Here is a 12,867-nt window from a genome sequence, read left to right on the forward strand (position 1 = left end):
GTTGTTGACACTCAAGACGGTATCTCAACTATTACAGATAAGATATGTACAAAGGCATTCCAAATTGATCTATGTCTTGTATGTTCGATCTCGAAAGCACCCTTCAGCACACTAAATACTGTTTCGATAATTGAGCGTTTGCGTAATAATATTTTTTCAAATAATGGCATAAGTTTATTCTTCATTTTCTTCTTTATGCCAGTTACTAACTTGATTCCTTTGCTGTATAGATCATCAAAGAGCTCCTGTTTGATATAACCCTTATCGCCAAACAATAATCCCGTGATATGTTTGGTGATTATCGAAACCGGCGCTCTATCATCTACATTACCAGGCGTTAGTTTTAGACCTTGAATCTCACCTTTTTCGTTAATAACCAAATGTAATTTTAGACCAAAAACCAACTTTTTGTTGTTTTACCCAAAGCAGCAATACCGGCAAAGACTTTATTACGAGAGATTCTTTTTCGATGACAAACCTCTAAAGATGTGGCGTCAATATAAGAAACTCCCGTAGATTGAGCTGCCTGCATATACCATTCAAGTAATAAAACTAAATAACTCAGAACTCTTGGTTTTAGAGCTATAAAACGAGTATATGATGGAAGAGTTACAAAGTCTGATTTATATAATTGTAGATAGGACATATAAAAATATTTAAAGTTTTTACAAGGTGATTGATGGTATAAAAGCACTATTGTTAACAGCTCAGAATGGCTTTGTTGCATAAATAAGCTTTTGAATATACTGCCCCTAACCCCGCAATGCTAGCCTAGCCAACAGGCACAGAGATAGGTTTACCAATTTCAAACATTTTGTTTAATAAGTGGCATTTAATAGACATTTCTTTTGTCATATTTTGATCATGTCTTGATAGAAACTTACTACCAAAAGAAGTTTTAAATCGAAAGAACGTGTTCTCTACACGCTCCCTTCTACCATAATTATTCTTTACCCTCCATGCTTGGTATCCTTTGTTTTGTTGATATATAACAGCTGCATCTCTCTCAGTTTTATCCCTAAGCGATTGAACTTTTACTGAAGAGTTTGGGGGTCTAATAACTGGTTTTATCTTCTTCTTTCTCAACAATTGATATGTAGATTCACCGTCATACCCTCGATCTCCCAGAAAATCCTTGGCTCTGACATTAGCTATTAGTAGTCCAATCTGTGATCTATCATCTATAGTATGCTCTGTGGTACTATCGGCAAGTATCATACCTTGATCTTCTATAACGATATGTAGCTTTTTCCATATGCGACGCTTATATTGCTTACCATGCTTATTTTCTAGCCATTCGTTCCCTGTGTAGGCTTGTATCCCTGTACTATCCATTGAAATACAACTAAATTCTTTATCTTGATTTCCATGTAAATACCTAAGATCTAATGACTTCATACGCTTACTTAATGTTGTATAGTCTGGACATCTAATAGATAAACCCGATATTTCAAAGAGCCAGTTTATAAAGCCTTGGGTTTGGCGTAACTTAAGACCGAATAAGCATCTGATCTTCAAACACTGTAATATAGCGTGATCACTATAGCGTCTAGGTCTTCCTCGTTTCATTTCCTCTCTGTAATCAGCATACCAGCCAATCGCCAAATCACTGGCAATCATAAAATCTATGCGACCCCTATTGCGTAAAAAATTATTATATTCTGACCAATTCGTTATTTTATATTTAGAATACTTGCGTGATTTACTAAAAGGGGCTTTCTTCCGAGATCTCATATAATCTGGATTATTTTTTAATTCAGGACATCTTACCAGATTATCACCACTCTTGCTCTACAAATTTTATTTATGCAACAAAGCCGCTCAGAATAGCTTATTTCAGGCTTTCTTGTAGGGTTTTTATTAATTAATGGTAGAAATGATTTATTAATCCACTGCTCGCTAATTTTACAAAAATCATCGACAAAACAAAATAATGCAGTAATATCTTTCTTCATGGGGATACTCTTGTTTTTTTGCTAAAAATTATATAGAGTATCTTCTATCCCTTGTAAATACTTACTTCCAAACCTAGATTAATCCAGAATTCAGGTTATAACCATGTTGTACAGATGGTCAGAAAGAGGAACAAGAGCTTACTCAGAGCAAGCAGGTTTTGCTACTGAGCGAGTAAATATAGTTGCTGGTTATAATAAGGGCACCAAAGAATTAATTGCTCCGTTAGAGCATTCCGGTTATATTGATAAGCAATTATTTAATCAGTGGGTAGGTGAGCTATTATGCCCATCACTAAAACCTGGACAATGTGTAATAATGGATAATGCGAGTATTCATAAGTCACCGTTGGTAAAGGAATTAATAGAAAAAGCGGGTTGTACTCTTATTTATCTACCGGTCTATTCTCCAGATTTAAATTCTATTGAACACTGTTGGGCTAATTTTAAAAATTACTTGAGAAAAATTATTAAAAACTTTAAAGATTTTCGTGATGCAATAACGGCAGCAATGGTAAAAACCTTCCCGTGTTAGCTATATATGGAAAGATATGAAATTAGATAGTTTACTGAAGTTTTGACAAAAAATTTTTAATAAATTCGCAGAACTAAATTTGCCTATCCCCGAGGCAAGCCTACGGGGTATTTACGGCAAATTTTCCTGCGGACCGTCCTGCTTTGATTCAAATAATCGTGGCAAGCCACGGGGAATTTAACCCAACAGGGATTAAAAAAAGTGGCGAGTGTATCAATCTATAATTTGTATTATATATCAAATAATTTACTTTAAATTGTAGAAATATCGCTTTTAAGCTGATAACAGCACTAAATATTTAACTTTAAATATAAATTTTTACTTTAGTCAGAAAAATTAGAATTTTTGTCAAAACTTCAGTAGTTTAGAATATCAAGCTAAATTACGGGATGAATGGATACTCGATGAACTTGAAAATAACATATATACTGCTAATAAATGAAATAGATAGACGAAGTTTTATTTGGAAAAGAGCAAGGCGTCTTGAAGCTGAGAACCGCAGCGTACGTTTAGTACGTGAGGATTATCAGCAAAAGACAACGACGTCAATTTTTCAAATAAAACGAGTATAAACATGTACCAAACAAATTTTGGATTTAAGAAAATAGAAGCAAACGAAAAACAATCGCTTGTAAATAGCGTTTTTTCTAACGTTGCTGATAAATACGACTTAATGAATGATCTTATGAGCTTTGGAATGCATCGCGTATGGAAAGATGAGTTTATTAGACAAATCCCCAATCTTAACTCTAATATATTAGATGTTGCTAGTGGTAGCGGTGATATTGCTTTAAAATTAGCTAAAAAAGCACGAGATAGAGGCAGCAATATATCCTTAACTTTAAGCGATATTAATGAAGAGATGCTAAGGCAGGCTAAGAAAAAATCAATTGATCTAAACCTATTGCAGAATCTTAAATTTACTGTAGCAACTGCCGAAGAATTGCCATTTCCTGATAATAGCTTTGACTATTATACCATTGCATTTGGGATTCGAAACGTTCCTGATATTAATAAAGCTCTAAAAGAAGCTTATAGAGTTTTAAAACCGATGGGTAAGTTTATCTGTCTTGAATTTTCTAAGGTAAAAGAAAGTTTATGGCAAGATTTCTACAAATTCTATTCGTTTAATGTTATCCCTAAAATCGGTCAAATAATTACCGGCAATAAAGAAGCCTATGACTATTTAGTCGAGAGTATAGATTTATTTCCATCGCAAGACGAGTTCAGAATAATGATTAAAGAGGCAGGCTTTGAAGAAATTAACTATAAAAACCTAAGCGGCGGCATTGTTGCCATTCATAGTACATATAAGTTATGATTTGTAATTTTTTTAATTTATTACGTATTTTTCATATCATTAGCAAAAAACAAATTTTGACTAATACAGATGACGTTAAAATACCGGTATATTTAAAGTTTATCGGTTATATATTAGCATTATTTTTTGCTCCATTATCATTATTTAGAAAATCAAAAGAAGATTACGGCAAACGCTTAATAGACACTTTAAGCAGCCTTGGACCGATTTATATAAAATTCGGGCAGACGCTTTCCACTAGACCCGATTTAGTAGGAGCACAAATAGCAGATTACTTAAGATTGTTGCAGGATAAATTACCACCATTTGATAGTAAGGTGGCAAGGTGGATAATAGAGAGGGAATTTTTATGTCATCCCCGTGAAAACGGGGATCCAGAAAAAAAATTACTGGATTCCCGCCTCCGCGGGAATGACATAGAGGAAAGCGGGATGACAACAATATTCAGCCACTTTCACGATACCCCCATAGCGGCGGCTTCGATCTCGCAGGTGCATAAGGCACAGCTCGCAACAGGTGAGTATGTGGCGGTAAAAATACTGCGTCCTAATATTCATAAAAAATATAATAGGGATATCAGGCTATTATATTTCCTTGCAAAAATCGCCTCAAAATTCTCAAAAGCAAAAAGGCTAAAACCGCTTAAGGTAGTTGATAAATTTCATGAAACTATGAAATTTGAGCTTGATTTACGCCTCGAGGCTGCTGCTGCTTCAGAGCTTGCTGATAATATGCGTAAAGATCATAATGTAATAATCCCTAAAATATATTGGGATTTAACATCAGAAAATGTACTAACTACGCAATGGTTAGATGGCACTTCCATATATGATACTCCACTATTAAAAGAAATGGGGCTAGAGCCTGCAAAAATAGCCCAAAACTTTGCCGTAACGTTCTTTAACCAAGCTTATAGAGATGGCTTTTTCCATGCTGATTTACACCCGGGGAATATTTTAGTAGACAAGCAAGGTAATCTCATTCTACTTGATTTCGGTATTATGGGTAGACTAAAAGAAAAGGATCGTTTGGCGGTTGCCGAAAGCTTATTTGGTTTTTTAAATCGTGATTATAAATTAGTTGCCCAAGTACATCTAAGAGCTGGTTACGTTCCTATTAATACCGATTTAGATTTATTTGCCCAAAGTTGCAGAGCTGTTACCGAACCGGTTGTGGGTACACCTACTAAAAATATTTCAGTTGGTAAGTTGCTTGCTCATTTATTTAAAATCACCGAGGATTTTGGTATGGAAGTGCAGCCGGATCTATTATTATTACAAAAAACTTTAATAATGGTTGAAGGGATAGGCAGACAATTAGACGGAAATGTTAATATGTGGCAACTTGCCGAACCCTGGATTAAAAAATGGGCTATCAAAAACCTTAGCCCTGAAGCAAAAATATTACGTCTAGTAAAGCATCATTTAGAAAAATTATATGATAAAGTAGATGAATTAGACTAAAAATCTTGTAATTATTTTGCTAAAGTTATATTGTAAATTCAAATTCATATTATGAAATTGCAAGGATGATAGAAAGAAATTATTACTTAGAATACATCAAAGATTCTTTTGATATATTCCCTATATGTGCCATTCTTGGACCAAGACAGTGCGGGAAAACTACCTTAGCACATAGCTATATCAAGCAACTTAATGATAAAGATTATTTTTTTGCTTTAGAAGATCCATCCCATTTAGATCAGCTTAAAAATCCTAAAGCAACTTTAGACCCACTAGATGGATTAATAGTTATCGATGAAATTCAAAGGCAGCCGGAACTTTTTCCTTATTTACGTGTTCTTGCTGATTATTCAAATAAAAAATTCTTAATTTTAGGCAGTGCATCAGGTGGTAAATTCCAGTATTAATTAAGCCAGATTTATATTTTCTTCCCATACCTCATTGGGTGTTTTATAACCGAGCACTTTTCTTGGTAAATTATTTAAAAAATCCTCAATTTCTTGTAATTGCTTTATTGTTAATTTTTTTATATCTAAAGATTTAGAGTATACTCTGTGCACCATTGAGTTAATCTTCTCTATCAATGGTTTTTGCCATGGAGAATAAGGATTGCAAAAATATACTTTTCGTTCAGATTTTGGCAATAGTTGTTCATGATTGGTAAATTCTTTGCCATTATCTAACGTTATGCTTTTGATTATATGCGACAATTGTTTAAGTTTTTTATTCATGTTACCAATCACATCTTGTGTTCTTTTTGAACGGTTTAAAGTGAGAAACACTTTTTGTGTTCTGATATCCACAAGAGCGCCTATATTACGACTTTGATTACCTTTGTTAAAAGTTAAATCACCTTCTAAATGACCTATTGCTGCTATCTTTCTATTTATCTCTGGTCTTTCAGTAATGGAAACTCGATTTGGTATTGTAATTCTTTTGTTTCTGATTCTTGTACCATGATGCAACCTATTTTTCCTTTTTCTTGCTAAAGATAAATATAATTTTTGCCTTTGTGCTATAGGAGATGTATAAATAAACTGGTATATACTCTCTGTAGAAATATTGACAGTATCTCGTGATAGTTTACGTCTACCTGAAATTATATCTGGTGAAATACCCTGTGTTAACTGCTTTATTATTTCTGCTCGTAAATTATTATCAATATCTAATTTTCTTTTTCTCTTACCTTGCCTTAAACTGCAAGCAAGTGTGTTAGCCCTATCTGGTCTATAATTATGCCTCATTCTCTTGAGTTCATAACATATAGTGCTTTTATCACGGCCAATCTTTGTCCCTATATATCGCGAGCTATAACCACTCTTATTCATTTCGTATATTTTAAATCTTTCATCTATCGTTAAATGAGCCATGATATATCTATATTTAAATGATGCTCCTCGCAGCAGAGCTACGAGGTATCTAAAAAAGTTTTAGTTGTTTCTTGTGATATCACGAAGCAGAGCTTCGGGGAATTAAACCCTGAGAGATTAAAAATTGATTATATCTGGCTTAATTAATTATAGAACTTTCCCTCATTTAACGATAGATGAAAGATTTAAAATATACGAAATGAATAAGAGTGGTTATAGCTCGCGATATATAGGGACAAAGATTGGCCGTGATAAAAGCACTATATGTTATGAACTCAAGAGAATGAGGCATAATTATAGACCAGATAGGGCTAACACACTTGCTTGCAGTTTAAGGCAAGGTAAGAGAAAAAGAAAATTAGATATTGATAATAATTTACGAGCAGAAATAATAAAGCAGTTAACACAGGGTATTTCACCAGATATAATTTCAGGTAGACGTAAACTATCACGAGATACTGTCAATATTTCTACAGAGAGTATATACCAGTTTATTTATACATCTCCTATAGCACAAAGGCAAAAATTATATTTATCTTTAGCAAGAAAAAGGAAAAATAGGTTGCATCATGGTACAAGAATCAGAAACAAAAGAATTACAATACCAAATCGAGTTTCCATTACTGAAAGACCAGAGATAAATAGAAAGATAGCAGCAATAGGTCATTTAGAAGGTGATTTAACTTTTAACAAAGGTAATCAAAGTCGTAATATAGGCGCTCTTGTGGATATCAGAACACAAAAAGTGTTTCTCACTTTAAACCGTTCAAAAAGAACACAAGATGTGATTGGTAACATGAATAAAAAACTTAAACAATTGTCGCATATAATCAAAAGCATAACGTTAGATAATGGCAAAGAATTTACCAATCATGAACAACTATTGCCAAAATCTGAACGAAAAGTATATTTTTGCAATCCTTATTCTCCATGGCAAAAACCATTCAGGAGTTTCGCACTTAGCAAAATTGTGTATTAGTTAGAAGCCATTTAATGTTGTTCTGAATTGATGTTTTTATAACTTCCCAAGTTTGTTGATATAAAGTAATGTTTTCATTTATCCTCGAGTCTTTTGCAATGATTGTGTAAATTTTTGTTGAGCCTATATTAGAAGTAATTAAAAATATAGGTAACAGAAATGCAAATAGAGAAGAATAAAAAAATAAATGAAGCAATAGATTTGCTGATAGAAGGCGGAGTAGATTTAAAAACAGTACTAAGTCAGAATGGATTAATTAAGGAATTAACCAAGGGTATTTTAGAGCGAGCACTGCATGCTGAGATGTCAGAACATTTAGGTTATAGCAAGTATGATAGAGCTGAAACTGAGAATGCGAGGAATGGTAGTTTTAGTAAGAATCTGATTAGTGAGAATGGTACTATAGAGCTAAATGTTCCAAGAGACAGACAAGGTAAATTTGAACCTATAATAGTCTCAAAGAAACAAACAAGAATAGATGGCTTAGACCAAAAGATAATATCCTTATATGCGAAGGGTATGAGTGTGTCTGATATTAAAACACAATTGCAAGAATTATATGGAGCTGAGATCAGTGAGAGCCTAATCAGCAGGATTACAGATGAAGTAATAGATGAGGTCAAGATTTGGCAGAGTAGACCTCTTGAATCAGTATACCCTATAGTATATTTTGACTGTTTAGTAGTGAAAGTAAGACAAGATAAACTTATTATTAATAAATCAGTATATGTAGCTTTAGGAATAGATTTATCTGGCAGAAAGGATATTTTAGGCTTATGGATAAGTGAGAATGAAGGAGCTAAATTTTGGCTTGGTAATTTTACTGAAATGAAGAATCGAGGAGTAAAAGATATCTTAATTGCTTGTAGTGATAATCTAACTGGTATGTCTGATGCTATTGCATCAGTATATCCGAAAACTGAACATCAAATTTGTATTGTCCATCAGATCAGGAATAGCCTCAAATATGTATCATATAAAGATAGAAAGCAATTAGCAGCGGATTTGAAACTAATCTATACTTCTGCTACTGAAAAAGAAGCAGAATTAGCTCTTGAGTCATTTGATCAAAAATGGAGTAAGCAATATCCGCATATAGCTAAATCTTGGTATAATAATTGGGATAATTTGATAATTTTCTTGCAATATCCAAAGGAGATTCGTAAGATTATTTACACTACAAATGCGATAGAATCGCTGAATAGCCAATTGAGAAAAGTTACTAAGAATAAACGCATCTTTCCAAATGATGACGCAGTATTTAAAGTTTTATATCTGACAATTGATTATATTACCAAAAAATGGTCTATGCCTATCCCCAATTGGAATGAAGCTATGGCTCATTTTATGATCAAATTTGATGGTAGAATTTAATGGTTCACGAAATTTACACAATTGATGAGACAGAGCCTTATCCTCCTTTTGTTCATATCAAGCCAGGCCAATACAGCAAGGCAAATATGATTTCTTTGAGCTCGACCCGTGCGTGCCTGACAGCATTCAATACCACAAGTTTGTTTCAATTCTCGATGATAAACTTCTATAGACCAACGCGCCTTAACAATTTTCTCTATTTGCTCACGTGTAGGATTCTCTAAATTAGTTGTTATGTAATCAATGCGACCATTTTTTGCCACAAACTTAAATACCGTAACCCAACCGTATCCACGTAGGTGAATTTTTAGCCCTTCATCGGGAATCTCTAAAGTTTCCAAGCTAACATTACGATTAACTTTTCTATTTTTTCTTAGGTTGGTAACCCATATCCAACCTAAATTACGTATATGTTTTAAATTATCCAAACCACTATACCAAGCATCCATAACTATAGCATCAGGCTTGATACCTCTTTCTTTAGCTAAAGTAAGCATATCACAAAAATGCTCGTTCTTTGTTTTACCATCAGTTTCTTTATCATATATTCTATAATCTACAGGAGTAGATTGATCAATTTGAGTATTGTAATGCAGTAAGTTTACCATTCCTATACCAGGTATAACATCATGTACAGCCCCAGAATATTGATAATTTACAAGCTCGATCCTCTTACTGTATTGCTTTGACAATAAGGTGTCATCTCCCACTAATAAACAAGGATCTTCCAGATCAATATATTTTGACACTTTGCTATAGATTTCGCTAGGGCGAAAATCCTTACTCTTTAACCATCGACTTGCACTATCGTGCGATAGATCTAATGGACTTACTTCAGATAATGCTTTGCTAGTATATCTTACACTACTTGCTTGTAAGAATGATTTATATAAATCTTTGCTACATTTTGATCTTGTCATTTTTATCTAAAACTATTTTTCTCTAGATTAGCATATTATTTGCTAAGTGCGAAACTCCTGCCATTGATAGAGAAGATTAACTCAATGGTGCACAGAGTATACTCTAAATCTTGAGATATAAAAAAATTAACAATAAAGCAATTACAAGAAATTGAGGATTTTTTAAATAATTTACCAAGAAAAGTGCTCGGTTATAAAACACCCAATGAGGTATGGGAAGAAAATATAAATCTGGCTTAATTAATACTGGAATTTACCACGTACATATGTTTATCTCATATAAGCCGCAAATATCTCTTAGCAAGTTAGTACAGTATTTAAAAGGCATTAGCTCAAGAATTTTATTGCAAGAATTTACTCATTTACGAAAACAATTTTGGGGCAATCATTTGTGGGCTAGGGGCTATATGGCAGTCAGTTCAGGTAATATAACTGATGAAATGATACAGCACTATATTGATGAACAGGAAGGTGAACCTGTGAATGATGATCGATTTCTAATCGATTCCACTTTATAACCCCTCAGCTTATAGCTGAGGGTTGTTTAGTTACTTCTAATATAGGCTCAACAAAAATTTACACAATCATTGCAAAAGACTCATCAAATCTTAACTTCTACACTTTTTTTGATTTTATCAACTAGATTTATTATGAATTTTTAAGATTAGAGAATTTGTTAGCCTTTGGCGGCACTTCTTCTTTAGTAACGAGTGTTGCTGGCGATCCATCTAAGTTAAAACGCTGAGCACCTTCAACAAGAAGTTTTTTATATCTGTAATCAGCACAATATCTTCTAAAAAATCTCTTAATTTGTTGTTGTGAGAAATTATCTTGCTCTAGTACTATAACTTCCTTACTGATACCTATCGCAAGAGGTTTAGAAGGGATAGAGAAGCATAGAGGGTATTTTGATTGCAGTAATTTTAAGATTTGTTTTGATTCATCTTTCCATCGTACCAGTTTCGCTTTAAGGGCTTCTTTTTGCGCTGCGGCTAAAGCCTTGGCTTTGTCTGATTTAATTTGTTCTTTAGCTATTTTAGCCTCTTGGTCTTTATTGCGACTCACACTAGGTTTTACTGATTTAGCTCCAGTTAATTTAGCACTCTCGAGCTTTGGTTCTTGTGCTACTACTTGCTTATCGAAGACTACTACTTGTTTTTTAAGAATTGGCGTAACAACACTTACTGGTACTTTAAGCTTTAATGTAGATTTTGCTGTTTGCATAAAATTTGACTAGCTATTTTTTAGTGTATTTATTTCATCAATTGAAAGACCAGTGACTTTAGCGATAAAGTCAGTATCAGAGCCAGCAGCAATCATATTTTTAGCTACTTCCATAGTTTTTTTAGCTTCCCCAATCTGCATGCCTTTAGCTTCCCCAATCTGCATGCCTTTAGCTTCCCCAATCTGCATGCCTTGTTGTATACCTTTTTCTACACCTTGTTGTTCCCAGTGGTGAGCAAGACTAGTCATAAGTTTTTCTCCTTGTTCGGTATTAAGACGACTTTTAAGTATTTTTTCTAATTCTATTTTATCAGATTTTTCAATTTTAATCAATGTATAGGTTAATATCAGCTCTAGGTAATCAATACCGATATTCAGTTTGGCAAATTCAGGTAATAGATCAGCTACCTCATACCATCTTTTAAGTAGGTCTCTTTCATGAATATGTTTCATGAAGAATTGCAGTATTCCTGCCCAAGCTTTTTGCTTTAATTCCTCATCAGGAATATCATGGACATTAATTACTTGGTGGTCTTGAGTCCAAATATCTTGCATTAGTTCTTTATGCTGGCATAGATCCCAAATATTCTTCGGAGCATTATATTTCTTTTTGCCATTATAAAACACTAGTGGATACACAAAAGGTAAGTGTTTAGATTTAGGATTAAGAGTTAAATGCCTTGCTGCAATATCCGTCATATACTTAAAGAGCCTAAAAGCCATGAAGTGATCAGGAGTACTTTGATGCTCTAGTAGAACCCAAAGATATCCAGTATCATCTTTAAACTTAGCTGAGAACAGAATATCAGATATAGAGTGTTTTAGATCTGCTTCAACAAAGCTTTCCTTTTCCATCTTAAGAGTATGCGAAGAGAACATAGCTTTAATCTCTTTTGGCAGATGCATTTCAAAGAACTCTTTAGCGACTATTGGGTTCTCTAGAGCCTTACGAATAAGAGCATCATGCCTTGGACGCTCAGAAGAACCATCATTGCTAGAAACACTGGCATCATCACCAGTAGCACTAGCATCGCTGTTTGCACTTAAATCTTCTGCCTTGTTAATACTAATATCTTTTTTGTTCATTGTGTTGGTTATATTGCGTTGCTAACAGTTCTCGAAACATCTGTACTATTTTTAGCTTTTTTAACAAGCTTAGGTTTGTTTATTATAGACGGTATTTCTGTTTTAGTCACTAGCGTTGCTGGTGTTCCATCAAGGTTGTACCTTTGAGTTCCTTATTAAACTCTGCATATTCTATGAAAAGGTAAATGTTCGTGTATTAGGCTTACTAAATGCTGAGCAGAACATGAAAGTATCCAAAATCCAACGAATACAGGCGTGGCATAGTTAGTAGGGATTTTTAATCTTTACCTACTAACTGTGTTAAAGCTTGTTGTAAACTAGATGTAAAGCTTTCATATTCCTTTTGTAATGCATATGCTTTAACAGATAAGAAGTATGTGCAATATGGTTTAGCTCTCTCATGCATATCAGATTTATGAGATAGATATAATTCATTAGTACTGCCTAATACTTCAATATAAATATTTTTCCCATTAGAGGAAGAAATAATAAAATCTGGCCTATATTTATTTTTGTTGTCATCTTGAAGACATATTAATGGTTTTTCAATAATTAAATCTTTTAGGCCATGTGTTAATCTCTCAGGGTTTAATCTCTCAGGGTTTAATTCCCCGAAGCTCTGCTTCGTGATATCATAAGAAAC

Annotated in this window: 10 protein-coding genes and 6 pseudogenes; 8 read left to right on the top strand and 8 right to left on the bottom strand. The window is 33.6% G+C overall.

Going from position 1 to position 12,867, the window contains the following annotated elements; translation table 11 throughout:
• Positions 1-11: 11 nt before the first annotated feature.
• The 3 genes and pseudogenes from AAHI98_RS16555 to AAHI98_RS18890 form a co-directional block, all read right to left on the bottom strand.
• Positions 12-718: pseudogene (locus tag AAHI98_RS16555) on the bottom strand (IS982 family transposase); the annotation flags it as partial.
• A 53-nt stretch (positions 719-771) separates the two neighbouring features.
• The gene (locus AAHI98_RS16560; protein ID WP_342224734.1) at positions 772-1,734 is read right to left on the bottom strand and encodes an IS5 family transposase; all 963 of its coding nucleotides are present in this window, start codon (positions 1,732-1,734) and stop codon (positions 772-774) included.
• A gap of 71 nt (positions 1,735-1,805) precedes the next feature.
• Positions 1,806-1,955: pseudogene (locus tag AAHI98_RS18890) on the bottom strand (IS982 family transposase); the annotation flags it as partial.
• 103 nt (positions 1,956-2,058) lie between these two features.
• Here AAHI98_RS18890 and AAHI98_RS16565 point away from each other — a divergent pair.
• From AAHI98_RS16565 to AAHI98_RS16580, 4 genes are all read left to right on the top strand, one after another.
• Complete coding sequence (locus AAHI98_RS16565; protein WP_342226512.1) at positions 2,059-2,487, top strand: IS630 family transposase; 429 nt, start codon at positions 2,059-2,061, stop codon at positions 2,485-2,487.
• Positions 2,488-3,061: 574 nt separating this feature from the next.
• Positions 3,062-3,808 carry a bifunctional demethylmenaquinone methyltransferase/2-methoxy-6-polyprenyl-1,4-benzoquinol methylase UbiE gene (ubiE, locus tag AAHI98_RS16570; RefSeq protein WP_342226513.1) on the top strand — a complete coding sequence of 249 codons (747 nt, stop codon included), beginning with the start codon at positions 3,062-3,064 and terminating at the stop codon, positions 3,806-3,808.
• Positions 3,805-5,271, top strand: coding sequence for a 2-polyprenylphenol 6-hydroxylase (gene ubiB, locus AAHI98_RS16575; protein WP_342226514.1), 1,467 nt, complete (start codon positions 3,805-3,807; stop codon positions 5,269-5,271). The genes ubiE and ubiB overlap by 4 nt, the downstream gene beginning before the upstream one ends.
• A gap of 65 nt (positions 5,272-5,336) precedes the next feature.
• The gene (locus AAHI98_RS16580; protein WP_342226515.1) at positions 5,337-5,678 is read left to right on the top strand and encodes an AAA family ATPase; all 342 of its coding nucleotides are present in this window, start codon (positions 5,337-5,339) and stop codon (positions 5,676-5,678) included.
• On the opposite strand, the gene AAHI98_RS16585 is transcribed toward AAHI98_RS16580, so the two are convergent.
• A complete protein-coding gene (locus AAHI98_RS16585) occupies positions 5,679-6,641 on the bottom strand; it encodes an IS30 family transposase (protein WP_342224646.1) in 963 nt (320 codons plus the stop codon).
• 130 nt (positions 6,642-6,771) lie between these two features.
• On the opposite strand from AAHI98_RS16585, the pseudogene AAHI98_RS16590 reads away from it, so the two are divergent.
• Positions 6,772-7,584 (top strand): annotated as a pseudogene (locus AAHI98_RS16590) (IS30 family transposase); the annotation flags it as partial.
• 16 nt (positions 7,585-7,600) lie between these two features.
• On the opposite strand, the pseudogene AAHI98_RS18895 reads toward AAHI98_RS16590, so the two are convergent.
• Positions 7,601-7,705 (bottom strand): annotated as a pseudogene (locus AAHI98_RS18895) (IS701 family transposase); the annotation flags it as partial.
• A gap of 74 nt (positions 7,706-7,779) precedes the next feature.
• On the opposite strand from AAHI98_RS18895, the gene AAHI98_RS16595 reads away from it, so the two are divergent.
• Positions 7,780-8,994 carry an IS256 family transposase gene (locus tag AAHI98_RS16595; protein WP_342224662.1) on the top strand — a complete coding sequence of 405 codons (1,215 nt, stop codon included), beginning with the start codon at positions 7,780-7,782 and terminating at the stop codon, positions 8,992-8,994.
• Here AAHI98_RS16595 and AAHI98_RS16600 read toward each other — a convergent pair.
• Positions 8,991-9,914, bottom strand: a complete 924-nt coding sequence (locus AAHI98_RS16600) for an IS701 family transposase (RefSeq protein WP_342226517.1) — start codon at positions 9,912-9,914, stop codon at positions 8,991-8,993. The two genes, AAHI98_RS16595 and AAHI98_RS16600, sit on opposite strands and share 4 nt — an antisense overlap.
• 60 nt (positions 9,915-9,974) lie before the next feature.
• Between AAHI98_RS16600 and AAHI98_RS18900 the strand changes: the two are divergent.
• Together AAHI98_RS18900 and tnpA are read left to right on the top strand one after the other, a co-directional pair.
• Positions 9,975-10,154 (top strand): annotated as a pseudogene (locus AAHI98_RS18900) (IS30 family transposase); the annotation flags it as partial.
• Positions 10,155-10,171: 17 nt separating this feature from the next.
• Positions 10,172-10,432: pseudogene (gene tnpA / locus AAHI98_RS16605) on the top strand (IS200/IS605 family transposase); the annotation flags it as partial.
• Between the two features lie 130 nt (positions 10,433-10,562).
• On the opposite strand, the gene AAHI98_RS16610 reads toward tnpA, so the two are convergent.
• Positions 10,563-11,138 carry a ProQ/FINO family protein gene (locus AAHI98_RS16610; protein ID WP_342226519.1) on the bottom strand — a complete coding sequence of 192 codons (576 nt, stop codon included), beginning with the start codon at positions 11,136-11,138 and terminating at the stop codon, positions 10,563-10,565.
• Positions 11,139-11,147: 9 nt separating this feature from the next.
• Positions 11,148-12,224, bottom strand: a complete 1,077-nt coding sequence (locus AAHI98_RS16615; RefSeq protein ID WP_342226520.1) for an Rpn family recombination-promoting nuclease/putative transposase — start codon at positions 12,222-12,224, stop codon at positions 11,148-11,150.
• Positions 12,225-12,867: the final 643 nt, after the last annotated feature.

Origin of the sequence: Rickettsia endosymbiont of Urophora cardui, assembly GCF_964030725.1 — a bacterium.
Lineage (GTDB): Bacteria > Pseudomonadota > Alphaproteobacteria > Rickettsiales > Rickettsiaceae > Rickettsia.

Coding starts and splice junctions, on each gene's coding strand:
- AAHI98_RS16560 (WP_342224734.1), bottom strand. CDS start 1,734: ATGAGATCTCGGAAGAAAGCCCCTTTTAGTAAATCACGCAAGTATTCT.
- AAHI98_RS16565 (WP_342226512.1), top strand. CDS start 2,059: ATGTTGTACAGATGGTCAGAAAGAGGAACAAGAGCTTACTCAGAGCAA.
- ubiE (WP_342226513.1), top strand. CDS start 3,062: ATGTACCAAACAAATTTTGGATTTAAGAAAATAGAAGCAAACGAAAAA.
- ubiB (WP_342226514.1), top strand. CDS start 3,805: ATGATTTGTAATTTTTTTAATTTATTACGTATTTTTCATATCATTAGC.
- AAHI98_RS16580 (WP_342226515.1), top strand. CDS start 5,337: ATGATAGAAAGAAATTATTACTTAGAATACATCAAAGATTCTTTTGAT.
- AAHI98_RS16585 (WP_342224646.1), bottom strand. CDS start 6,641: ATGGCTCATTTAACGATAGATGAAAGATTTAAAATATACGAAATGAAT.
- AAHI98_RS16595 (WP_342224662.1), top strand. CDS start 7,780: ATGCAAATAGAGAAGAATAAAAAAATAAATGAAGCAATAGATTTGCTG.
- AAHI98_RS16600 (WP_342226517.1), bottom strand. CDS start 9,914: ATGACAAGATCAAAATGTAGCAAAGATTTATATAAATCATTCTTACAA.
- AAHI98_RS16610 (WP_342226519.1), bottom strand. CDS start 11,138: ATGCAAACAGCAAAATCTACATTAAAGCTTAAAGTACCAGTAAGTGTT.
- AAHI98_RS16615 (WP_342226520.1), bottom strand. CDS start 12,224: ATGAACAAAAAAGATATTAGTATTAACAAGGCAGAAGATTTAAGTGCA.